This window comes from Lactococcus garvieae subsp. garvieae (genome assembly GCF_029024465.1).
Lineage (GTDB): Bacteria > Bacillota > Bacilli > Lactobacillales > Streptococcaceae > Lactococcus > Lactococcus garvieae.
In genome coordinates this window covers 302,699-324,715 of record NZ_CP118950.1, presented here as the reverse complement: position 1 = coordinate 324,715, position 22,017 = coordinate 302,699, and the positions used below count along the sequence as shown (strand labels likewise).

25 protein-coding genes are annotated in these 22,017 nt (G+C 38.4%); 5 read left to right on the top strand and 20 right to left on the bottom strand.

Features of this window, described 5'->3' with window-relative positions:
• Positions 1-16: 16 nt before the first annotated feature.
• From PYW30_RS01690 to PYW30_RS01630, 13 genes are all read right to left on the bottom strand, one after another.
• Positions 17-343, bottom strand: a complete 327-nt coding sequence (locus tag PYW30_RS01690; protein ID WP_003133922.1) for a PTS sugar transporter subunit IIB — start codon at positions 341-343, stop codon at positions 17-19.
• A gap of 213 nt (positions 344-556) precedes the next feature.
• Positions 557-1,297: a MurR/RpiR family transcriptional regulator gene (locus PYW30_RS01685; protein WP_014024258.1), complete on the bottom strand. Its 741-nt coding sequence runs from the start codon at positions 1,295-1,297 to the stop codon at positions 557-559.
• Between the two features lie 19 nt (positions 1,298-1,316).
• Positions 1,317-1,901, bottom strand: a complete 585-nt coding sequence (locus PYW30_RS01680; protein WP_042217467.1) for a YdcF family protein — start codon at positions 1,899-1,901, stop codon at positions 1,317-1,319.
• Positions 1,901-3,241, bottom strand: a complete 1,341-nt coding sequence (locus PYW30_RS01675) for a DEAD/DEAH box helicase (RefSeq protein ID WP_003133916.1) — start codon at positions 3,239-3,241, stop codon at positions 1,901-1,903. The genes PYW30_RS01680 and PYW30_RS01675 overlap by 1 nt, the downstream gene beginning before the upstream one ends.
• A gap of 117 nt (positions 3,242-3,358) precedes the next feature.
• Positions 3,359-3,967 carry a superoxide dismutase gene (locus PYW30_RS01670; protein ID WP_014024256.1) on the bottom strand — a complete coding sequence of 203 codons (609 nt, stop codon included), beginning with the start codon at positions 3,965-3,967 and terminating at the stop codon, positions 3,359-3,361.
• A gap of 52 nt (positions 3,968-4,019) precedes the next feature.
• Positions 4,020-5,075 carry a type 2 isopentenyl-diphosphate Delta-isomerase gene (gene fni, locus PYW30_RS01665; protein ID WP_042217471.1) on the bottom strand — a complete coding sequence of 352 codons (1,056 nt, stop codon included), beginning with the start codon at positions 5,073-5,075 and terminating at the stop codon, positions 4,020-4,022.
• Positions 5,068-6,009 (bottom strand): mevalonate kinase family protein, encoded by a 942-nt coding sequence (locus PYW30_RS01660; protein ID WP_042217473.1) that lies wholly within the window; start codon positions 6,007-6,009, stop codon positions 5,068-5,070. The genes fni and PYW30_RS01660 overlap by 8 nt, the downstream gene beginning before the upstream one ends.
• Positions 5,996-6,943 carry a diphosphomevalonate decarboxylase gene (gene mvaD, locus PYW30_RS01655; RefSeq protein WP_042217476.1) on the bottom strand — a complete coding sequence of 316 codons (948 nt, stop codon included), beginning with the start codon at positions 6,941-6,943 and terminating at the stop codon, positions 5,996-5,998. Before mvaD ends, PYW30_RS01660 begins: the two co-directional genes overlap by 14 nt.
• A 324-nt stretch (positions 6,944-7,267) precedes the next feature.
• Positions 7,268-8,869, bottom strand: a complete 1,602-nt coding sequence (locus PYW30_RS01650) for a hypothetical protein (RefSeq protein WP_042217478.1) — start codon at positions 8,867-8,869, stop codon at positions 7,268-7,270.
• 151 nt (positions 8,870-9,020) lie between these two features.
• Positions 9,021-9,170, bottom strand: a complete 150-nt coding sequence (locus PYW30_RS01645) for an adenine methyltransferase (protein WP_131485535.1) — start codon at positions 9,168-9,170, stop codon at positions 9,021-9,023.
• Positions 9,171-9,432: 262 nt separating this feature from the next.
• The gene (locus PYW30_RS01640; RefSeq protein WP_017370470.1) at positions 9,433-9,846 is read right to left on the bottom strand and encodes a universal stress protein; all 414 of its coding nucleotides are present in this window, start codon (positions 9,844-9,846) and stop codon (positions 9,433-9,435) included.
• A gap of 423 nt (positions 9,847-10,269) precedes the next feature.
• Positions 10,270-10,818, bottom strand: a complete 549-nt coding sequence (locus PYW30_RS01635) for a hypothetical protein (RefSeq protein ID WP_042217496.1) — start codon at positions 10,816-10,818, stop codon at positions 10,270-10,272.
• Between the two features lie 117 nt (positions 10,819-10,935).
• Positions 10,936-12,246, bottom strand: coding sequence for a hypothetical protein (locus PYW30_RS01630; RefSeq protein WP_042217498.1), 1,311 nt, complete (start codon positions 12,244-12,246; stop codon positions 10,936-10,938).
• 206 nt (positions 12,247-12,452) lie between these two features.
• On the opposite strand from PYW30_RS01630, the gene PYW30_RS01625 reads away from it, so the two are divergent.
• Complete coding sequence (locus PYW30_RS01625; RefSeq protein WP_080719661.1) at positions 12,453-12,677, top strand: tyrosine-type recombinase/integrase; 225 nt, start codon at positions 12,453-12,455, stop codon at positions 12,675-12,677.
• Between the two features lie 104 nt (positions 12,678-12,781).
• Here PYW30_RS01625 and mvk read toward each other — a convergent pair whose 3' ends face one another.
• Positions 12,782-13,714, bottom strand: a complete 933-nt coding sequence (mvk, locus tag PYW30_RS01620) for a mevalonate kinase (protein WP_042217500.1) — start codon at positions 13,712-13,714, stop codon at positions 12,782-12,784.
• A 164-nt stretch (positions 13,715-13,878) separates the two neighbouring features.
• Here mvk and PYW30_RS01615 point away from each other — a divergent pair, with 164 nt between their 5' ends.
• Positions 13,879-14,058, top strand: coding sequence for a hypothetical protein (locus tag PYW30_RS01615; protein ID WP_016171013.1), 180 nt, complete (start codon positions 13,879-13,881; stop codon positions 14,056-14,058).
• Between the two features lie 30 nt (positions 14,059-14,088).
• On the opposite strand, the gene PYW30_RS01610 is transcribed toward PYW30_RS01615, so the two are convergent.
• The 6 genes from PYW30_RS01610 to tmk form a co-directional block, all read right to left on the bottom strand.
• Positions 14,089-14,931, bottom strand: coding sequence for a transporter substrate-binding domain-containing protein (locus tag PYW30_RS01610; RefSeq protein ID WP_003133905.1), 843 nt, complete (start codon positions 14,929-14,931; stop codon positions 14,089-14,091).
• A 129-nt stretch (positions 14,932-15,060) separates the two neighbouring features.
• Positions 15,061-15,927 (bottom strand): 16S rRNA (cytidine(1402)-2'-O)-methyltransferase, encoded by an 867-nt coding sequence (gene rsmI / locus PYW30_RS01605; protein ID WP_042217504.1) that lies wholly within the window; start codon positions 15,925-15,927, stop codon positions 15,061-15,063.
• The gene (locus PYW30_RS01600; RefSeq protein WP_016171014.1) at positions 15,924-16,265 is read right to left on the bottom strand and encodes a DNA replication initiation control protein YabA; all 342 of its coding nucleotides are present in this window, start codon (positions 16,263-16,265) and stop codon (positions 15,924-15,926) included. Before PYW30_RS01600 ends, rsmI begins: the two co-directional genes overlap by 4 nt.
• A gap of 24 nt (positions 16,266-16,289) precedes the next feature.
• Entirely contained in the window at positions 16,290-17,063 is a 774-nt protein-coding gene (gene ricT, locus PYW30_RS01595; protein ID WP_003133900.1) for a PSP1 domain-containing protein, read from the bottom strand.
• A gap of 12 nt (positions 17,064-17,075) precedes the next feature.
• Positions 17,076-17,939: a DNA polymerase III subunit delta' gene (locus tag PYW30_RS01590; RefSeq protein WP_042217507.1), complete on the bottom strand. Its 864-nt coding sequence runs from the start codon at positions 17,937-17,939 to the stop codon at positions 17,076-17,078.
• Between the two features lie 25 nt (positions 17,940-17,964).
• A complete protein-coding gene (gene tmk / locus PYW30_RS01585; protein WP_042217509.1) occupies positions 17,965-18,594 on the bottom strand; it encodes a dTMP kinase in 630 nt (209 codons plus the stop codon).
• Positions 18,595-18,804: 210 nt separating this feature from the next.
• Here tmk and yycF point away from each other — a divergent pair, with 210 nt between their 5' ends.
• The 3 genes from yycF to PYW30_RS01570 are packed head-to-tail and all read left to right on the top strand — an operon-like array spanning position 18,805 to position 21,726.
• Positions 18,805-19,506, top strand: coding sequence for a response regulator YycF (yycF, locus tag PYW30_RS01580; RefSeq protein WP_003133894.1), 702 nt, complete (start codon positions 18,805-18,807; stop codon positions 19,504-19,506).
• Positions 19,499-20,917 (top strand): ATP-binding protein, encoded by a 1,419-nt coding sequence (locus PYW30_RS01575; RefSeq protein ID WP_042217511.1) that lies wholly within the window; start codon positions 19,499-19,501, stop codon positions 20,915-20,917. Before yycF ends, PYW30_RS01575 begins: the two co-directional genes overlap by 8 nt.
• The gene (locus PYW30_RS01570; RefSeq protein ID WP_003133892.1) at positions 20,914-21,726 is read left to right on the top strand and encodes an MBL fold metallo-hydrolase; all 813 of its coding nucleotides are present in this window, start codon (positions 20,914-20,916) and stop codon (positions 21,724-21,726) included. The genes PYW30_RS01575 and PYW30_RS01570 overlap by 4 nt, the downstream gene beginning before the upstream one ends.
• Positions 21,727-22,017: the final 291 nt, after the last annotated feature.

Genomic DNA, 22,017 nt, shown 5'->3' with positions numbered 1-22,017 from the left:
TCCAAAAATTTTATTTTTATTTCATTAGGGCATCTGCAGCCGCAACCACATTTTTGCCATTCATCATGCCATAGTCTTGCATTTTAATTACATCACAAGGAACGCCTGCAGCATTTGCTTTTTTGGTAACCTCTGCTTTCATATAAGAAACCTGGGGTCCCAATAAGAGGACATCTGGTTTGTTCGAACCAGAACCTGCTAACATGTTATCAATCTCTGCTACTGACTTAGCAAAAATTTCATAATCTTTTCCAGCTTCTTTTGCTGCTTGTTGCATCTTCGTTACCAGCAATGATGTTGACATACCTGCTGCACATGCCAGTGCAATAACCTTTTCTGCCATTTTTTCTCCTTATTCTTTTGAGCTCAAGAATATTATAGCGTTTTCTGAAAAGGCTTTCAAACAAAAAAATGAAACGCTTTTCCTGTATTGAAACAAGAAACAAATGGCTTAAATTAAGGATTTATCTCTTTAAATTTTGAAATAAATACAAAAAAACTTGCAAAAATTGCAAGTTTTTTAAAACATGTTTCACATTTTGGAACAAATCCGGTACTAATCCTCTAAAAAATGGAGTGTTTTATGAGCCAGAACTTCAAGAACTGCAACAACAGGAAGTTGAGTCGTTAAATTTCCTAGCGGATAAAGTTTAGACCATTCTGGTGTGAGATTATAGAAAAGTTGTAAGTCAGCCAGCCGACCCACTGTACTGTCTTCATTGTTTGTTAATGAAATAATTTGTGCGCCTTCTTGCTTGAATTCCAATTCTTTATTAATAATTTGAATCGTTTCTCCTGAGGCCGATAAAATCAACGCAATAACATTGCCCGTACCATTGATTTGGATAGCTTGAAAAGGATCATTAATAACAAAGGCACGCAAACCTGCATTCACAAAATATTTACAGGCATAATCCGCTAAAGACCCGGAATTTCCAATCCCCATAAAAACGGTATAATCTGCTTTAGCAATCATCTTAGCAGCTTCGGTCAGTCGCTTTTGATAACTTTCAGAATTCATACGGCGTAAAAACATATCAAATTCTAGCATATTGTCATAATGCTGCTCTTCCGCCGTTTTAGGTTTGCTTTGATTTTTAAGAAAGAATTTTAATTCTGCCCAACCATTAAAGCCCAACTTTGTACTCATTCTTACGATTGTTGTCGTAGAAACATGAAGCTGGCTAGCCAAGCTCCGAATCGTTGCTTTTTGAACCTTATCTGGAGATTTGATGATAAAATCAAGGACCAAGGTTTCGAGCTCATTAAGCTTGCTTATTTGTTCAGGTTGAAACATAAAAACTCCTTTATATAACTTAAAATAGTGTATATTTGATCAAATAGTAACCCAGAGCTAAACACTCTCTAGCATAATTGCTTACAGTTTGTAAAGCAGAGGTATGACTCACCGCTGCATAACCTTGCACATTTTCATAGCCTCCTTTGGAAGCCAAATAAAGGCTACGATAAAGGTGAAAGTCGCTCGTCACAATCAGTGTCTTCCCTTGCACATACTTTTTAGAAAACGCGAAATTCTCGACAGTATTTCGCGCTTTCTTTTCTTCAATGATTCGGTCAGAGTTTAAACCATGTGCTTTGAGATATGTGGCCATTCCCTCAGCCTCAGATACAGGAGAAGCGGAACTTTGATAACCTGTGACAATGACTCGAGCTTGAGGATTGTTCTTAGCAAGTGTCAAAGCAGTATCAAGACGATTCTTCGTCATAGAGGCAGGCTGACCATCTGGCTCAATATTACTGCCTAAGACGAGTATCGTCTTAAAATCTTGTGCTGTCTCTTCTCGATGACCGGCATCACTCCGTATCAAAAAGAAACAGAAAAGGCCATAGGCCATTCCCAAAGCAAAGATTACCCCTAAAACTCGAAAGAATTTTTTCATTAGAATTTTTGTTTGCGGGCTTCACGTTGCTTACGTGCATTTTTATTATGCTCTGCACGACGTTTTTTCGTATTTTCTTCTTCAATCGCCCATTTCAAGGCACGTTTATAGCCTGGTTTGACTTTTTTCTTACTCTTAGCCAATTGACCACGCATTTTGTTAGACAATTCTCCTGTCTTTGCTGTACGTTTTTCACGGCGATCACGATCATAAGAATCAACGATCTCACCATTTTTCACAGCTTTAGGTTGGAAAGTCACACCCATTTTTTCAATTTCACGAATGGCTGAATCATCAGATGGACTGTAAAGTGTAATCGCCGTTCCGGACAAACCGTTACGTCCTGAGCGCCCTACACGGTGGACAAAGAAGGAAAGATCACGAGGAAGTTCATCGTTGATGATATGACTTACACCTTCAATATCAATCCCACGTGCTGCAATATCCGTTGCTACAACAAACTGATAATCTAAGTTCTTGATGCTTGCCATGATACGTTTACGTTCACGTGGTGGGATATCGCCATGAATTTTCGCGGCCTTGACACCATTGCTGACTAAGAAATGATGAATATCATCCACGCGTCCCTTTGTATTGGCAAAAATCATTGCCATATAAGGATTGGTTACCTTCGAAAGTTGCAATAAAATTTGGTTATGTGATGCACCTTTAGTTGAGATCAACCAGTTTTCAATCGTGTCTGAAATTACGGTTTTATTCGCAATTTTTTCCATCACAGGATTATTCAAATATTTTTTAAGGAAAGGCTGTAACTTTTGTGGAATAGTTGCAGAGAAGACCAACATCTGTACCTTTTTACCAAAGCTCGCTGCAATTTTGTCCACATCTGTCAAGAAGCCCATATCCAAAGTCATGTCTGCTTCATCCACTACAAAAATAGAGGCTGTGTGAATAATCAAAGCTCCTGATTTAAGCAAATCTTGAATACGCCCTGGTGTACCAATCACGATATGGGGTTGAGAAGACTCAAGTTTTTTAATTTGACGCGCTTTATCTGTTCCGCCCACATAGTTGACCACGCGGATAGCATCGTTAAATTTGACAAATTCCTGAGCAGCATGATAAATCTGCGTGGCAAGCTCACGAGAGGGTGCCGTGATTACGGCTTGGACTTCATCAAGATCTGTATTCAATTGTTGGAAAATAGGGAGTAAGAAAGTATGTGTCTTCCCTGAACCTGTTTTTGATTCCCCTACCAAATCACGGCCTGATAAAACGACAGGAATCAGTTTTTCCTGAACGGGGGTCGGTGAAACAAACTTGATTGCCTCAAGCGTTTCATTGATATAATTCTTAAAGTTAAATTCTGTAAATTTCATAGCTCCTATTATAGCATGAATAGTGCATTTATAAAACAGGCTGCGCCTTTTTAATTCTAATTCTTCTTAAAAAGAGCGGAAAAGCAAAAAAAGCACCTCGAAGGTGCCCTTTTTATATTATTTAGCTTTAGCGTAAAGTTCGTTTACTTTATCCCAGTTAATCAAGTTAAAGAAAGCTTCGATATAATCTGGACGAACATTATGATATTTCAAATAATAAGCATGTTCCCAAACGTCAAGACCAAGCACTGGAATTTGGCCATCAGAAATTGGGTTATCTTGGTTTGCTGTGGAAACAACTTTAAGTTTACCGTAATCAAGAACTAACCAAGCCCAACCTGAACCGAAACGTCCTGTAGCAGCTGCTTTAAATTCAGCTTTGAAGTCGTCAAATGAACCAAAAGCTTCATCGATTGCTGCAGCGATATCACCTGTTGGTGCACCACCTGCATTTGGAGCGAGCCATTCCCAGAACATTGTGTGGTTCAAGTGTCCTCCACCGTTGTTACGTACTGCAACACGAATGTCTTCTGGCAAACGGTCCAAATAAGCCACTAATTCTTCAACAGTTTTATCAAAGAATTCTGGGTGTTTTTCAATCGCTGCATTAAGATTATTTACGTATGTTTGGTGATGTTTGTCATGGTGCAAGTGCATTGTTTCTTCATCAAAGAAAGGTTCCAAAGCGTCATATGCGTAAGGTAATTCTGGAAGTGTATAAGCCATAATATTCTCCTTAAATTTTAATATACTATTATTATAAAGAAATAAGAACCGTTTACAAAATTATCTGCTTATCTTTTCGTTCTTCACGGAAATACTTCAAATCTCGGTCATAGATAAATTCAACACCTGTTAAATCTTCATACTCCCGTGCTCCAACCAAAGTATAAAGCTTTGTTAAATCATCTTTCCAATGGCTAAACATTTCATCCAAGGCTTCAGGCCCCTGGGTGTGTAGGACAGATAAAACATGCCCAGCAGAGCTGGCTAAAGGCGCACCCAAAAGTTGAGCATGCAAGATATCTGTAGCTGATGCAATACCTCCCGTAGCAATCAGTGGTTTAGTATTTTGCGCCAATTGAGCTTCAATGAGGCTCTCAGGTCCTGTGAAGCCAAAATCGTTTAAGTTTAAGGTGCTGTGCCCCCGTCCACTCTCAATCCATGCAAAATTTGTTCCACCTTTACCGCCAACATTAATGCCAGAGATCGCTGTTTGGCTCAGCTGCTTGAACATTTTTTGGCTCATACCAAAGCCGACTTCCTTGACGACAACGGGAACATCTAAATTTTCAGCGATGCGATTAATATTTTCAAGCCAGTAAAAAGAGCGATCTCCTTCACTGTCCTTCATGACCAACTCTTGTCCCGTGTTGATATGAATCTCTAAAGCATCAGCAGAGAGCATTTCGACTGCTTTTTGGGCGTTTTCTAAAGAGTGCCCTGCCCCCATGTTTGCAAAAATGAACCCCTTTGGATTATGTTGACGCACGTGACGGAAACCTTCCGCCAATTCGGGATACTTCAAAGCAATCGACTGCGAGCCAACGGCCATTGCTATATGGTGATGAGCTGCGATCTCCGCTAACTCTAAGTTAACCTTATCACCTTTTTTGGATCCCCCCGTCATCGCTTCTATGTAAAAAGGAAAGTCAAACTTGTGTTCCAAGAGGGTAACCGATAAGTCCACTTCCTGTGTAGAAATTTCTGGTAAGCCATTGGGAACAATCCGTAATGCAGCAGAAAACTCTGAGCGATTTCGACCTTCGCGCCAGTACTTTAAGCCAAGTGATAAGTGTTCATCCTTGCGATGTCCGTGGATTTCTTTACTCATTTTGTTTTCCTATTCTTATTTTCTCAAGCTTCATTCCTTCTGCTTCAAGGGCACTCCTTAAATCGGATATCTTGTCTTCATGCTCCGCAAAAAGAATAATATTTTCGCCAAAGCCCGCGCCTGAAATCTTTCCAGCAAATTCGGGTTGGCTATTCACAATATTCAGAGCTAAAGCCAGTTGATCGGTCATATAGCCGTCTGCTTGGTTCTCGATAAGCAAAAGTTGATTTTCGAGGAGCTTTTCTTTAAAAAGAGCGAAATCCTGCATATCAATGGCTGTGCTTATTTCAATAACAAGTTCATCACTTTTAGCATAAAATGCATCAGAAAGTTGATGTTTCAATTTTTCTACCGTCTTAGCAGATTGAGCTGTTTGGACAACATAAGGCTGCCAAGGAATCGTTAAAGGTAGGACACGCTGATGATTTTCATAGAAAATGCTGCCGCCATACATAATCGCAGCCACATCGCCACGAGAACCGCTTCCTTGCACATCATAATGTGCTTGAGCTGCAATTTCAAAGCGTTTTTTCAAGGGGAGATGGAGCTGAAAAAAAAGATTGAGTGCATTCACCACACCGACAACGACACAAGCCGAGGAGCCATAGCCCTTCTTGTTTTCACCAAAACCCAGTCCGCTCTTGATTTCCAAGTGAAATTCCCGGGACAATTCAACTTCTTTACTCACGTATTCGATAGCCGTCATGACAAAATTCCAAGGTCCACTGTGTTCAGGCTTCATTTCCTTTACGGAGAAGGTATGAGCAGGCATAGCTACATTCGTTTCCAAAAGACTTTGGCCCTCTGCTTCTGAAATCACCATTTGGAAATCACTCTCAAGACTGGTTACCAGAGCCAAACCTCCTGGACGAGTGACCGCATATTCTCCCGCAATAAAGAGTTTTGCAGGCACATCTATTTTATAAGTACTCAAGTCCGCCCCCCGCATGTGCAATATCAAAAGTAATATCTTGGAAATTTTCCCGTAATTTTGCTAAAAGTACTTTTTCTGTTGCTCGGTCCGTAATAATTTTTACATTTGGTCCGGCATCAATGGTGACAAAAGCCAAGAGTCCTGCTTTATAGCAGTCTTGCGTAAAGGCAATGATCCGTTGAGTGTCTTCAGTAAAGTAATCAAAAGGTTCAACACAGAGACGGTTCTGTTCATGCATACCCAAGGCATTATCTTCTGCGATCAGACCAATCTTTTCAATATCTGCCTGACGAATCGCACTTTTCATTTCTTCAAGTTGACGTGCTGATTTTTCCACCCAAGCGCTGTAGGTCGGAGCTGTCTGAGCAAGTTGCATACCGCGTGTTGAAGACATTTTCTTTTGAGCGCTTGATATTTCAGCAACAATCATAGACAAGTGGATATCCTCATCATAAAAGCTCTCAGCATAGGAGGAAGCGTCATCTTCTCCCTTGTTCCAAACAGCAAAGTTACCAAAGACTGAACGCGAAGCTGAACCAGAGCCACGACGTGCAATCCGTGACATTTCTGTCAAATCGGCTGGCAATTCGAGAAGACCAAACATTGCACCTGTCAATGCGGCAAAGCTTGAAGCTGAGGAAGCAAGTCCTGCAGCAGTTGGTACATGATTTTCAGAAGTGACTAAAACGCCTGGAAAAGAACCATGTTTGGCACGTAGCATTTCTAAAAATTGATGCACACGGGTGGCATCAGTGTCTACACCATTTAAAATCAGTTGATCCTGATCAGCAAAGGCAACAGATGTCGTGGTATAAAATTGATCCAAAGTCATCGATAAAGAACTTGTCGTAGGAATATTCAGCGCCACATCCGCCTTCCCCCAATATTTAATCAAGGCAATATTCGTATGTGCTCTAACAGTAAAATCATTCATTTATATTTTTTCCTCTTGTCGGTTAATCTCTCCTATTATAACAAAGGTGGCATAATTTAGCCATTTGTCGTTTTTGAAATCTCCTTCTCCACAGCATAAAGTCTTCATAAGAACTCTTGATAAGGTAACGTTATTAAGTTGAATTTTCTTATTGCGCGCAGAACTCAGGTTGCCTTTATGTATAAGAAAAAACTCAAACCATTACTTCTTTAGCCAGGTCGCTACCTCTACTTGCTTGGTAAAGATGAAGCTATGGATGGTGACTATACGATTGGTATAAAATAAAAAAGATTAGGAATTTGTTTTCCTAATCTTTTATTTGCTTTAGTTCGATTGACTTATTATTAGGGCAGGACGAACTCCTCCATTGACAGAATGATGGGTCACAGCAACAAAGTCATTCAGCCGACCAACAGGGGTCCAACCCAAAGCCCAAGCATTGGGGGTAGTAGCAGGGGTACGCGTCCACCACCAACTGGTATGTGCAGCCACACGCTGTACAAAGGATGGGAACGGCCCTGTTTCGGTTGACAGGTGGACAACATCAGCGAAAGAAAGCGCAAATGCTTGTGGAGTGCCAGCACCGTTCACAGCTGTTCTATCATTTCTGACATCATTAAAACGAGCATCTTCCCACTCCGCAGGTATCCAACGTTCCTCTCCTTCCCAAGGCACAACTGTGGCTAATGAAATGCCTGGTACTACTGCTGGTATAGACACAGGTTGAACAAGCGCGCGGACTTCTTCAGTAAGGGTATTATAGAAGTTCGTTAGAACTGTATTTTGCTGAACAAAGCTTGTGTCACGGATAGGCTCATCCCGAATAATCAGATGATTATCGTTCCCCATGTCTTCAAGGTAACGATATTGTTCCCCATCCATAGTGAAGATAGTACCTGGTTCCATGAGGTTCAAATTGATAGACCAAGGGTGATTTTCCCAGTTACGCACTGCATCAAGAAAATCGGGCAAGTCCGCATGGTGGGCACCTTCAGAATCTGTAGCTAAAAACTCCTCTGTACGGTCCGGACTAATCAACTGACTATCCACATGGATACCATAATAATATTCGCCTGGAATGGTATCTGCTTCTGCTGTCATTTCTGCGGCATCAAGCAGGTAAGAGGTAGCCTCCCCGGCCCGCAGGCGGTTGGCCCAGTAAGCCCATCCCGTTTGGTGGTCAATCACCCAGAAGTTCCCCACTTTTTCATAATTAGGGAGGTTAGCCCATTGTGCGATAGTCATTGGGGCACGGTCTTGTGGGAGGTTTTGTATGGCTTGATGTGTAACGGTTTCCCCAGGCCAGGTCCCCCCACTGTTATCATAAGTATCCCCACTTGACCAATAAGCATCTGTACCATCCTCAGGATGGGTGGTGCCATCGGTTGTCGCGTCGGTTGCCCCTGAGCCTGCGATATAGTCCCGGGCATGGCCTGCAGCAGCTGTACTGAGGTCTAGGTTATTGTGGTTGAAGGTAGGCATGAACCATGGGGCACTTTGCCCTGGGCGGGACCAGCCCAAGATGAGGTTAGAATAACGATTGAAGGCATTTGAAGCATGGCTGCTTTCACGTTGACCTGTGTTGTTGGCACTTGGGATCCAAGTGGTCCAGCTGTCTATATTCTCACGCGTCGTCCCTGCGACTAATGGGGTAAATGCTGTCTCTCCAGGGGAACGTGATTCCAAGAATTCCGAGAGACGCACCCGGGCCATGAGGGGAACAGTGCCAAAGTTTTCAACAAAGACATCTTTGTTTTCTGTGTTTCGGTTGTAGTAGTCATGGACTCGCCCACCGGGGATATTCTCCCGCAAGCGGTCATTGATGGCCTGCTGGTTGAAGGCTTGAAAAGCGAAAGTAACGCCGATTAAGCCAAGCAAGGAGAGGATGGCGATGTTCCGTAGTTTACGTTTCTTTTCTGGTGTCATAATAATACCTTTTCCCTTTCTTTGTCTTTCTTTATGATTCTTTTTGTATCTTTACTTCTTTTAACCTGACCCTCAGCTCTAAGGGTCAGAGGACGGAAAAAACGCTCCAGTGGTCCAGAGCGTTTTGGGGCAAGTTGAAAAAGACGGTCTTCTACCGCTGTGCTGTGCTGTGCTGTGCTGTGCTGTGCTGTGCTGTGCTGTGCTGTGCTGTGCTGTGCTGTGCTGTGCTGTGCTGTGCTGTGCTGTGCTGTGCTGTGCTGTGCTGTGCTGTGCTGTGCTGTGCTGTCTGATTATAAGTCATAGCATTTCCCTCGTCAAGTCTTTTATTACATATATCTAAGAATGTTTCTTATTTAATTCTAACATTTGTAGTTTTGATGTCAAAATGATTTCATTAGAGTTTCATTTGTGTGAGAGTTTTTACGTTGGGAAACAAAAAAAGTTCCAACAGCTTTTTACAGTGTTGGAACTTTTTACTTGTATTCACTTGAGGGCACACCTGATAAGGTGATTATATTTTATATATATCGTAAAAGAAGAAAAGAGAATCTCCGGTGCAATAATTACTTCACAACTGTAACATTACAGGGTGCATGATTAACAACATAAGCTGTTGTAGAACCCAAAGTCATACGTTCAAAGTAATTAGAACCTGTAGCCCCCATCACGATGAGGTCACACTTCTGCTCCGTTGCAAATTCAACAATTTGCTTCTTAGGAATACCTACCACCACGAAAGTTTGAACTTTGACATTGTCCTTCACGATATCCACTGCTTCTTGCAGAATCATCTCGGAAGCTTTTGTATAATTGTGCTTAAGGATCGGCAAAGCATGTCCGTATAACTTCCCGTCATCTTGGACGGTTAAGACCGAAAGTGTCACATCGTTTAAACGCGCGATTTCCATGGCCTCTCGGAGTGCTTTGTATGAGTTGTCTGAACCGTCAATGGGAACCAAAATATTTTTGTAATTCATCAAGATTTCTCCTTCCTTGCTTTGCCTATATTATAATGCTTTCTAATAATAAATAAAAGCAGCATGCATTAAAAATAAGCGATCACGATGATGTCGTGAAATAAAAAAACCTTAAGTGACTTATACACTTAAGTTTTTTATCGTTTCATTTTTAAACAGAGTAAATCCATGTGTTATCAATTTGCTAAAATATAGGATAATCCAATCTAATTTGTCGAAGTAAGTTCAATACCTCAATAGTTTACTTCAATATAAAATAATCTAACAAAGCTTTGAAACTCTGTTAAAAAATTGCACCGCCATACGAAAAAGTGAGACCATGTAATGTAATTTAATTACTATAAAGGATATGCTTTTTTCTAATCTATTAACAATAAATTTATTGAAAGAGAAAAGCATTTATGTATCAATTATTTGGAATATTTATAAATCATACTTGTCCAATACTGTTTCGACATATTTTTTCTCTCTTGAGAGTTTCTCAATATCGATATCAGTTATTTTAATTTTCAATATAGTTATCGGATCTATTTCATATCCTGTAAAATCATACTTCAAACTACATATAAGAAAAGCTACAAATGTCATTGCTCTATAACCTTCATCATCATCTTCTCTAGTATAAAAATATTGCATCATTTCTGATAATATAATAACTGTTTTCTCAGATCCATACATAAACACATTTTTTTGCATGGCTATTATATCCTGAGCCCCCTTTTTACTATCAACTTTCGAAATAAAAGACTTCATATCAAGCACGACATTTGTCCAATAATTTAAGGTTTTAGCCAGCTCATCTCCTTTTATTTGTCTAAAAAAAGACTCTCTTTGAATATCTTTTTCAGTATTTCCTCGTGTTTTTTCAAGTTTCAGGGCTCTAAATAAGGATGGCACATCTTTTAAAAACAAACCTGCCACCCATAAAGTCGCCAGTATAAACAGTTGCAAAACAGTAGTTAAAATTTCCATTTTTTTCTCCTAAAAACCCTTTTTATAAACTCACTTAATGATTCAAATCAAACTAATCAATATAAAAAAACTTACTTTTATTTTCTAAAGTAGGTAAAAATGTTGTTAAAAATTATATCACCTTGCGCAAAATTGATAACATGAACAGGACTTATAATACATATTTTTTATCATTTTTTTTTTCAAATACTTCAAATGATAACTCAGTCTTTCTAAGTTCGCTATCTTCCACTCTCCGTTCAAAGCAAGTCTATTCTCTATCTCTCCATCAACTTCATACAGGGTCCGAAATTCAAAAACTTCTTCATTCGAGTTGTCTCCATATTCATAATTAATATTAACTGTGACAAGGGTTACTGCTCCTGCTGTGTCCTCTATTTTAATTACTGAATAATTTTTTATTACAATATTTTGAAATTCTTCTCTAAGAAATCCCGCTTTAGTTTTTATTGACAATGTTTTATATATTGTTGATGGGTACATAGAAACTGGTGTACCATAATTTTTATTTCTAATACATTCTAAAAATTCAAAGACTTTTTGCTCTGGTGTGTTATCTTCAAAGTTTTGGGGGATAGACTCAAAAACTCTAGGTTTCCATTTTTTTAATAATTCTTCTGATTTTCTTTGCTTCTTACTAGTTTCAGAAATACTTTTAATTATATCTTTTAAACTTGTTGAGTCAATTTCTTCTTTTTTTCTTATCCTTTCAGCTTCACTATATTTTTCTCTTATCCAATCCGCTAAATATATCAATAATGCAAAAGATTTAATTGCAACTGTCTTATTATAATAATTTATATCTCTCCCATGCAAAATACCATTCCTATATGGAAGATAAATCGGCTCCGTACTAGTTTTTTTACGATTTTTACTTAATAATGAAATCAAGGACTTTAAACCACTCCCGTGTCCAGATATACTATCCCAAACCTCTAAGTCAGTTTCTTTCGCAAACAATCCTGTTGGTTCAACATCATTTATTATTCCATCAGCACTTAATAGGGCTATTGGTATAGAAGAATGGTATCTTTCAGCAAAATAATCTTCTATTGCAAGGTTTAACAACTCTTGTCTATCATAAAAATGTTTCCTATAAGAATATTTCTCAAAGTTTTTTAATTCACCTTCATAATATTCTATTAGAGCATCTTCTCCGCGATCAATATCTCCTTCTTTGGCTACCCTAACACAAAACTTCAGAACATCTATATTAAGTGATTCATGAGAAATCCATCCTTTTTCATGGTAATATGTATTAAAATCATCATTTAATGTTCTTAGTTCACCAAATTGTTTTTCTATACTTTTTATATCAATACCTGTATCTATTTTGAATAGTTTAAAAAAAGGTGCCAACACTTTTGAAGTTTTAATCATTTTGTCTAATTCATTGATTGTATTGTTATCTTGAATTTTGTTGCCCATACACTTCCTTTTCAAGCCATTATTTTATAAATATTATATCATTTTATTAATGAGCTTCATTATTGTTATAAGCTCTGCACCTTAAATAATAGAATCATCATTTTATTTCAAACTATTTTACTTAAATTTCTTCCAATTTTGACCTATCCAATTAATAAATGGATCGCGTGGATATATTCTTTCCGTTCCAATTTTTACTTTAGGTAATCCCCGGTTTCACTCATCGCTTAAAAGCCTATGAGGCTTCTGCTCGACTTACTGTGTTATCTTTCCATAGCTTTAGACATCCTCATGCAAGCTTATGTTTAAATGTTGGCCTGAGCTATAAAGTCATACAGCAAAGGTTAGGGCATTCAAATTTACGAATGACAACGAACCTGTACTCCCACTTAGAACCTGTGAAGAAAAAACAAGAGTTAGAATTATTCTAAAAATATGCTAATTTCTGAGTAAAAGCTCTGTTAATTGATTTTAGGGCAAAACAAAAACCCTCATAAAGTCAATGACTTCGAGGGTTTAAGTTATCGTTTCATTTTTAAACAGAGTAAATCCACGTGTTCTTGGCACCATTTTTCAAGAGCTTTTGACTAATGCGGATCGCATCTTTTTCATTAGCTGCTAGAGCGACCATTACCCCACCTAGACCTGAGCCTGTAAGCTTGGCTCCCAGCGCACCATTTCTCAGCGCTGTATCCACTAAGGTGTCTAAGCGTGGGTGTGAAACACCGAGTGAAGAAAGATTCTCATGCGCTTGGTTCATGACTTGCCCCAAGTCTTTTAACTTATTTGTCATGAGAAAATCTTTTGAAGCTTTTGAGAGTTGGCCTAACTTTTCAATATGGCCTTGAGCTTTGGCTTTATTCTCTGATAATTTTTCTCTGACTATGCTAATCGCTTGACTGGTAAAGCCGTGTACACCTGAATCTCCAATAACCAGATAACCCGATAGATTGATATCAAAAGATTCAGCTGTTTGGCCTTTAATAAACCAAAGCGGCAACTCCGAATTGACGGTTGCGACATCGATTCCTGATGAGCGGCCGTGTGTAATATTCTCCGAGAAGTTAGCAAAAGATAAGAGTATTTCATCTGTTAGCTCTGCATCAAAAAAATCATAAAAAGCACGTGTGATTGCTGTTGCTAGAGCGGCTGATGCTCCCAATCCCCGTCCCAAAGGGATATTCGAATCAATTTCCAGAGAAAATGGAAGTTTTACGGAATTAAATTTTTCCAAAAGACGTAGGATGAGTTGGCGGACCCCCTCAAATTCGTCTCCTAACACATCCAATCTGCGTCGTGATTCATTATTTTCAATATATTGTCCGTATTTGATAGAAGAAATTGTAACGGTTGTCTTCAGAATAGTAACAGGTAACGCAATTGCAGGCTGCCCATAAACAACCGAATGCTCTCCAATCAAAATTAATTTGGAATGAGCGGTTCCTGTGCCCATTTTATTTGTAGTCATAACTATAAATTCTCCATTAGAGTACGCAAAGGTACTTGACAATTTTATAAAATTTGAGAGTGAAAATCAAGTAGCAATTCTTTTTTTACCCCGAATATCTAGATAAATAGGATAAATCTGTCCTTTCTTTTCTCGTATTGTGTCAAAAAAGTTATAATAAATACATGGACAATTTACGCAAAGCAATTGAAAAAATGGATATTGTCACTGTCGATGCTGCAGTTAAATACAGTGGTTTAAGCAGGAAAGTGATTCTAGATTTTATCCATAAAAATCCTCATCTCAGAATCTTTGATGAACAAGAACAGTATTGGATTAATGAAAACGTTGATGGACATTGTTAAATGCAAATAAAAAGTGCTTCTCGCACTTTTTTATTTGTATTGTTCCATTCCGGGAACTTGGTCTCCCCCAAAATATTTTTGAGAAAGTTCTTTCAAGTAGCCATCTTCAGCCATCTTTTTAATCTCTTGGTTAAGATCTTTTTGAAGCTGAGTTTGACTATTGTCAAGGATATAGTAAGTGTAAGTCTTGAATTCAGGATATTTTTCAAGGTCTGTAGGTACTGTATCGGATACACCTGTTACAGCATGTTCTTTGACGAGATTTTCCGCTGCAGATTTTGAAGCAAAGATAAAGTCCATTTGTCCATCAGAAAGTGCTTGTAATCGTTCTGCCAGCCCACGTTTTGAATAATCGACGGTAATTTTTTTATCAGGATGCGCACTGTTCCACTGATCCATAATATCGCCATAGTTGGTTCCTGTTGGAATCTCAGTTTTCTTTCCTACAAGGCCTTCGATGGTTGTGATTTTATCTTTATCATTAGAGAAAATCGCATTAATGCCTTGCGTGGTAGGAAAACTAAAGAGATACTTTTCCTCACGCGCCTTAGTTTTACCATAAATATTCACACCAATATCTGCGCGTCCTGCATCTAAAGCTGCAAGAATAGCACTGTCATCATATGTCTTAAAGTCAAATTTATATTGAGGCAAATTTTCATCTGCTTTTTTGAGAATATCATATTCATAACCTGTCAACTGCCCATCCTTCGTATATTCGTAAGGATTTGATGAGCCAGAGATTGCCACATTCACTGTGGTTGTTTTTTCTTGGCCTGCGGTTGTACTTTTATTTGATTTTGAGCACGCTGCTAGCAGAGTAACGCCAGCTGCACTCAAAGCCAATAAGGTTATAACTTTATTTATTTTCATTATATCTCCACTTCCTTTTTACTTACGCTTTGATTTTAACATAATCTACACAATTTCCTTTTTTCTATGCTTATAAAAAAACTTCTACATGAACAAAATAAAAAAACAACCTTAAGTTGTTCTTTCATTTTATAAATCATGATACTGGGCATAAAGCTCTTGACGTACCAACTCCCGTTCTTTCGCCACTTGCTTGATGGCAGCATTAGGCTTTATTCCCGATGCAACAAGAAGCTGAACAGCTTCTAATGGTGTGGTTTTATCTTCCACAGTATCTTCAACTTCACCATCGAAGCCAGCAACAATAAGCAAGCATTCTCCCTTAATCGGCTGCTCTTTTAAAGAAAGTAAAATTTCAGAAATTTTACCTCGACGGTATTCTTCATAAATTTTTGTTAATTCACGGACTAGGGTAACCTCTCGGTCCCCATATACCTGAGCCATATTTTCTAAAGTATCTGCAACACGATAAGGAGACTCATAAAAAATTTGCGTTTCAGGATAAGCCAGCTTAGTTTCCAAGAACTTTTTTTGCTCTCCTTTTTTACGAGGTAAAAAGCCATAAAAAATATGGGGTTGTGGGATTAAGCCCGAAGCGATAAGCGCTGTTATTCCAGCTGAAGCCCCTGGTAGAGCAATCACATCAATATTTCGCTTAATGGCTTCCACAACTAAATCATGACCTGGATCAGATATTGAAGGCATCCCCGCATCAGAGACCTGTGCTAGCGATTTCCCTGACATAAGAAAATCTAAAAGCTTCGGAATTTTGTCAAAGGAATTATGCTCATGAAAAGATTCCTGAGCCACCTTGATTTCAAAATGATTAAGTAATTTTTGCGTGTTACGTGTATCCTCACTTGCTACCAAATCCACATTACGCAAGGTTTCTAAAGCTCGTAAAGTCATATCCTGCATATTACCAATAGGCGTTGGTACCAAGTAAAGCGTGCCTGCACTTTTTTCACCTTTAAAACTGCTTTGTATATTTATCATCTGTACAAAAGCTCCAAGCAGTCTAAGCAGTTTTCACCATCTTGCAAACGTTCTGCGTAGTGGAGGTGACATACATGAAAGCCCTCATTAAAAATCTGAATCAAATTTGGATTAGGCTCATCTTTTGATTTTGAGCTGGCTTTTTCTTCTTTTTTCTCAATATGCGCCAAACGTTCGCGTAATTTTTCATTTTCCATGCGAATTGTGGCATTTTCTTTTAAAGATTCATCCAAAGCATCGCGTACCGTTGAAATTTGGCCCAGTGTATAAGCCAAACTTTCCTCCAGTAGCCCAAGTTGCACATAAATCTCATTTTTATCGATCATCATTTCCCCCATAACTTACCTCTATGTCAATTCTTCTTAAAGATTTATCTCTGCAATATCAAACTCTTTTATTGTATGATCTAAGCGAAGTTTAACTTTGTTATTCAAAATATTAAGTCCAATAACTTTCCCCTCACCATCTGCAGTTGTAATATGTTCCCCAAAATCAGGGAAATTTTTACGCGCTTCCCTGTAAAATTCATCTTCATAAGACAGACAACACATCAAACGACCACAAAGGCCATTCAGTTTACTTTGTTTCAAAGAGAGCGACTGATTTTTTGCCATCTTAATCGAGACATTAGGAAATTCGTAAATAAACTCCGAACAACAAAGCGGTCGTCCACAAGGCCCAACGCCACCATACATTTTTGCAGCATCACGCGCTCCAATCTGACGAAGTTCGATTCGCGTACGAAAAGTCGCTGCTAATTCTTTAAGCAAAGCTCGAAAATCCACTCTATTTTCCGATGTAAAGGATACAAAAAGCTGACTTTGGTTTAAATTATAAGCTGCATTTGTAACCTTCATGTCAATCCCGCAATCCGCAACAATCTGGCGAATCTTCGCGCAGGCTTGTTGCGAGAGCAGCTCTGTTGTCTGAATCAATTCTTCATCTTCTTCTGTTGCTGCGCGAACAATTTCTCCAGATGTATCAACATTTTTATCTTGTGGCAGCTGCTTCATTATCCGGCCATAGGTCTTGCCCTTTTCGTTTTGAATAATGACTTGCGTTCTCGGTGCAAATGTTTCATGACCACTTACAAAGGTATTTTGTTCTCCATGTGTAAACTCTACTTCGTAAATCATATTATCTTCTTCCTATTTCAGGACTATATATTCCAAACAAGAGCCAAAGCGCACATTGCTTTTCCACATTTTTTCTGCTTGAAAGGTTTTTTGAACCCAGTCGGGCATCATTTCTTGATTAAAAAGCTCTAAGAGCAGGGAAAAAACTAAACTTTGTTTTTCCTTATCCTCAATATTTTCCGAGACATTTGTCAGGTAAAGAAAAGCTTCCCGTTGATCCGTCTTCACTAATTTCAGCAATTGTTGGAGTTTCTTCAAGGTATCATTAAACCAAGTGGCGCCACTTAAATCTTGGGCTTCTTCTACCGAGTTACAAATTCGGCTCAGGAGTTCTGCTTGTGTTTTTAAGACACCATTTTGTTCCAAAATTTCTTGCATATAGGCACTATTTTTGGGAAAGCTAAAAACTTGTGCCCGTGATTTAATGGTGGGTAAAATGAGATTATCGTTTTCTGTGAGCAAAAAGACATGTGTGGCATTATCAGGTTCTTCAATTGATTTAAGCAAAGCATTGGCTGCATTACTGTGCATTTTTTCAGCTTCCGTGATAATGACCACTTTCTGAGCCCCTTCAAATCCGGACTGACTAAAAACTTCCGATAAATCTCGAATTTGTCCTGTTTTTATCGTTTGACCTTCAGGACGAATGATGTGTAAATCGCTAAATTCATCCCTAGCAACTAAACGACAGTGACGGCAATTCTCACAAGGTAAATTGTCCTGTAAATTTTCACAAAAAATGGCCTGACTAAGCCAAATAGCCATATCAAAACTACCAAATCCTCCACTAAAGAGATAAGCATGGCTCAGTTTATTCACACGTAAAATATGCTTAAAGCGTTCAAAAAGTGCGGGTTGAATATCTGCAATTTTCATGAAAACTCCTTAGTTTGAAATTTTATTACAAACAAAATTTCTTTTTGATGACTGTTAACGTGTCTGCAACAACTTTGTCAAGTTCTTGACTGGCATCAATAGTGACAAAGCGCTCAGGCTCCTGCTTCACTATTTCTAAGTAACCCTGTCTGACTTTACGATGCATTTCGGCACGTTCTAAATCAAGTCTATTGACTTCATCCGCTCTATTTTTCATAATTCGTTCAAGTGCAACATCTGTATCAATATCGAAATATAATGTCAAATCTGGTTTAAGACCGTCTGTTGCAAATTCGTTAAGCCAGTTTACAGGTTCAACACCAAGTTCACGTCCGTAACCTTGATAAGCCACCGACGAATCAATGAAACGGTCAACAATTACCATTTCTCCTGCAGCAAGTGCGGGAAGCATTTTTGTTTGCATATGTAGGCGACGTGCCGCAGCAAACAGCATCAGCTCTGTCTTACTGTCAATTTCTGTATTTTCTGTGCTTAAAATTATATTTCGAATCTCTTCTGCAACACGCACGCCACCAGGTTCACGTGTCGAAAGGATTTTATAAGACGATTTTTCTAATTCTGGAAGAATTCTTTGTAAAACAGTCGTTTTACCGGCCCCATCTGGCCCTTCCAAACTAATTAATATTCCATTCATATCTTCTATTATAGCAAAAATAAAAAGAAAAAATATGGGAAAAAAGTTCTTTTATAAATATTGTTTACTATATAAGTTTCTTATTTTACAAATGATTTCACTTTTGTAAAAACTCTATATTATGGAAGGCTTTACCTTGCTATACTACTGTAATAATTGTATAATGAGAAAAGCAATTAATATTATACACATCTAAGCGAAAGGATTATCATGAAAAAAATTCTTGTTGTTGACGACGAAAAACCAATTTCTGATATTGTAAAATTTAACCTCGTCAAAGAAGGGTATGAAGTAGTCACTGCTTTTGATGGTGAAGAAGCTCTTGAACTCTTTGAATCAGAAAAACCCGATCTTATCTATCTTGATTTGATGCTTCCAAAAATTGATGGTCTTGAAGTTACACGTCAAATTCGTAAAACTTCTGAAGTCCCTATTTTGATGGTTTCTGCCAAAGATACAGAGTTTGATAAAGTTATCGGCCTTGAACTCGGTGCAGATGATTACATCACAAAACCATTTTCAAACCGTGAATTACTTGCTCGTATTAAATCAAATTTACGCCGCATGACAAATGTTCCTGTTGAACAACCAAAAGATTCTAAAAAAGAATTGGTAATTGGTAACTTACGTATCAACCCGACACATTATGCCGCATATAAAAATGAAACACAGCTTGACTTGACACACCGCGAATTTGAATTGCTCTATTATCTTGCACAACATCTCGGTGAAGTTATCACACGTGAAACATTGCTTGAAACTGTTTGGGGCTACGATTACTTCGGTGATGTTCGTACTGTTGACGTCACAGTTCGTCGTCTTCGCGAAAAAGTTGAAGATACTCCAAGCCGCCCTCAATACGTATCTACACGTCGTGGTGTTGGATACTATATGAGCGAACCTCATGAATAAATTTTTTAATTCAATAGTACTTAAAGGAGTAGTGATTCATCTACTTCTTTTTGGCATTTTTGAGATAGTAAATAGTCCTTACTTCCTTACACACACTACTGCGCTCTTACAGTTTTTCATCTTTTATCTGATTACCTTAAGTCTTCTTATTTGGTATCTCAGTCGCTTGGCGCAAACGGCCAATAAGATCTCTCATCAGGTGGACAATTTTTTAAATAATAACTATGAAAACCGCCAAATTTCTAAGGAAAATAATGAGCTTTCAGTAGCTTATAATAAATTGTTATTACTTGGACATGAAATTGAGGATCGGCAAGAACATTTAGAAAACCAGCGTAACCAACTAGAGAGTATCTTGACCTATCTTGCCGATGGGGTCATCACCACGGATAGGCACGGGAAGATAAATCTTGCTAATCACGCAGCACTGAATCTACTTGATCAATCAAGCGAGGCAATCATTGGTAAAGATTTGATTGATGTTCTAAATATCTCCGACAAATATTCTTTTCATGATTTACTACAAAAAGAGCCTGAACTCACACTCAATGCCATCAATTCTGAAGACACGGCTGTTATTCTTCGCGTAAACTTTATGCTCTTCCGCAGTGAATCTGGGTATATTTCTGGGATTATTGCTGTCTTGCATGATACAACAGAACAAGAAAAAACAGAAAGAGATCGCCGACTTTTTGTGTCCAATGTCTCGCATGAGTTGCGTACACCGCTAACTTCTGTCAAAGCCTACTTAGAAGCGCTCAATGATGGAGCACTGGCTGACACCGAAGTTGCCAGTCACTTCGTGGACGTTTCGCTTAACGAAACAGATCGAATGATTCGAATGATCGGGGAGCTTTTGGAACTCTCTCGTATGGATCAAGATAAGGTTAAACTTCACACTGAAATTATCAACTACGTCGACTTTATCAACTATATCCTGGATCGTTTTGATCAAATCATCGAAAAAAATTACACTAACTTTAGAATTATTCGTCAAATACCTCAACAAGAGATTTGGCTTGAAATCGATACCGATAAGCTTTCGCAGGTTATTGACAATATCATCAATAATGCCTTTAAGTACTCTCCAAAAGGAGGAACAATTACCGTAAGCGTTTGGTGTGAAGACAACAAAGCATTTACTTCTATTGCCGATCAAGGCATAGGAATTCCAAAACCTGCTTTAGCCAAAGTTTTTGACCGTTTTTATCGTGTCGATAATGCTTCAAGAAATAGCCAAATCGGCGGTACGGGCTTAGGGTTATCTATTGCCTATGATATTATGAAACTCCACAAAGGTGATATAGTAGTCACTTCTGATGGTAAAACTGGTTCAACTTTCACCCTGTCTTTCCCTTACAGTGATGAAATTAATCAAGAAAATAACGACTGGGAGGATTTTGCTGAATGAGCACTGAATCAGCATTTAAATATTCAATTTTAGCATCCGGAAGCACTGGAAATTCTTTTTATTTGGAAACTCCTGAAAAGAAAATTCTTGTGGATGCTGGATTATCTGGAAAAAAAATCGAGAGTTTATTAGGAGAGATTGACCGAGACATCAAAGATGTCGATGCACTCCTGATTACTCATGAGCACAGCGACCATATCAAAGGAATTGGTGTTCTTGCCCGAAAACATGGCATTCAACTTTACGCCAATGAGTTAACCTGGCAAGAACTAGAGAGTAAAAACTCACTAGGAAAAATTGCGACTGAACAAAAACATATCTTTGAAATGGGCAAAACTAAAACTTTTGGTGATATCGATGTCGAAAGTTTTGGTGTGAGCCATGATGCTATCGCACCCCAATTTTATCGTTTTATGAAGGATAACAAATCCTTTGTATTACTTACAGATACCGGCTATGTAAGTGACCGTATGCGCGGTACAATCGAAAATGCCGACGGCTACCTTATGGAAAGTAATCATGATATTGAGATCCTCCGCATGGGGGGGTACCCTTGGAAAACAAAACAACGTATTCTCAGCGACCAAGGCCATTTATCTAACGAAGACGGTGCCGAAGCTGCTTTTAATGTTTTAGGAAATAAAACAAAGCGTATCTTCCTGGGTCACCTTAGCCTGAATAATAATATCCAAGAGCTTGCGCATATGACCATGGACGGCTTTCTGGCGCAGCATGATGTGGATACTAAACGTGACGTTCACATTATTGATACCAGCCACGAGCATGCAAGTAAACTCTATGATATTTAGACAGTATTTACAGCAATAAAAAAAGACACGAGCTCGTGTCTTTTTTATTTTTACATCATGCCACCCATTTAATACCCTCGTTACACTAGTATACATATTATGCACAAAAACCGATAATACTGTGCTTTTACGTAATATATCAAAAATATATTTCACATACAATTTCGTAACTTTACGTACTTTTTGCCCATTTTTTGCCCACTAAAAAATCCCTACGAGCGCAGGGGGAAATTGAAATTATGAGATTATGTACTTAGGGTATAACACAAAAATCTCTATTATCATAGAGAT

Coding starts and splice junctions, on each gene's coding strand:
- PYW30_RS01690 (WP_003133922.1), bottom strand. CDS start 343: ATGGCAGAAAAGGTTATTGCACTGGCATGTGCAGCAGGTATGTCAACA.
- rsmI (WP_042217504.1), bottom strand. CDS start 15,927: ATGATAAATATACAAAGCAGTTTTAAAGGTGAAAAAAGTGCAGGCACG.
- PYW30_RS01685 (WP_014024258.1), bottom strand. CDS start 1,297: ATGTTTCAACCTGAACAAATAAGCAAGCTTAATGAGCTCGAAACCTTG.
- PYW30_RS01680 (WP_042217467.1), bottom strand. CDS start 1,901: ATGAAAAAATTCTTTCGAGTTTTAGGGGTAATCTTTGCTTTGGGAATG.
- PYW30_RS01600 (WP_016171014.1), bottom strand. CDS start 16,265: ATGGGGGAAATGATGATCGATAAAAATGAGATTTATGTGCAACTTGGG.
- PYW30_RS01675 (WP_003133916.1), bottom strand. CDS start 3,241: ATGAAATTTACAGAATTTAACTTTAAGAATTATATCAATGAAACGCTT.
- fni (WP_042217471.1), bottom strand. CDS start 5,075: ATGAGTAAAGAAATCCACGGACATCGCAAGGATGAACACTTATCACTT.
- ricT (WP_003133900.1), bottom strand. CDS start 17,063: ATGATTTACGAAGTAGAGTTTACACATGGAGAACAAAATACCTTTGTA.
- mvk (WP_042217500.1), bottom strand. CDS start 13,714: ATGACTACAAATAAAATGGGCACAGGAACCGCTCATTCCAAATTAATT.
- PYW30_RS01650 (WP_042217478.1), bottom strand. CDS start 8,869: ATGACACCAGAAAAGAAACGTAAACTACGGAACATCGCCATCCTCTCC.
- PYW30_RS01635 (WP_042217496.1), bottom strand. CDS start 10,818: ATGGAAATTTTAACTACTGTTTTGCAACTGTTTATACTGGCGACTTTA.
- PYW30_RS01630 (WP_042217498.1), bottom strand. CDS start 12,246: ATGGGCAACAAAATTCAAGATAACAATACAATCAATGAATTAGACAAA.
- PYW30_RS01640 (WP_017370470.1), bottom strand. CDS start 9,846: ATGAATTACAAAAATATTTTGGTTCCCATTGACGGTTCAGACAACTCA.
- PYW30_RS01590 (WP_042217507.1), bottom strand. CDS start 17,939: ATGAAAATTGCAGATATTCAACCCGCACTTTTTGAACGCTTTAAGCAT.
- PYW30_RS01670 (WP_014024256.1), bottom strand. CDS start 3,967: ATGGCTTATACACTTCCAGAATTACCTTACGCATATGACGCTTTGGAA.
- PYW30_RS01575 (WP_042217511.1), top strand. CDS start 19,499: ATGAATAAATTTTTTAATTCAATAGTACTTAAAGGAGTAGTGATTCAT.
- PYW30_RS01610 (WP_003133905.1), bottom strand. CDS start 14,931: ATGAAAATAAATAAAGTTATAACCTTATTGGCTTTGAGTGCAGCTGGC.
- PYW30_RS01645 (WP_131485535.1), bottom strand. CDS start 9,170: ATGACTTATAATCAGACAGCACAGCACAGCACAGCACAGCACAGCACA.
- yycF (WP_003133894.1), top strand. CDS start 18,805: ATGAAAAAAATTCTTGTTGTTGACGACGAAAAACCAATTTCTGATATT.
- PYW30_RS01615 (WP_016171013.1), top strand. CDS start 13,879: ATGGACAATTTACGCAAAGCAATTGAAAAAATGGATATTGTCACTGTC.
- tmk (WP_042217509.1), bottom strand. CDS start 18,594: ATGAATGGAATATTAATTAGTTTGGAAGGGCCAGATGGGGCCGGTAAA.
- mvaD (WP_042217476.1), bottom strand. CDS start 6,943: ATGAATGATTTTACTGTTAGAGCACATACGAATATTGCCTTGATTAAA.
- PYW30_RS01570 (WP_003133892.1), top strand. CDS start 20,914: ATGAGCACTGAATCAGCATTTAAATATTCAATTTTAGCATCCGGAAGC.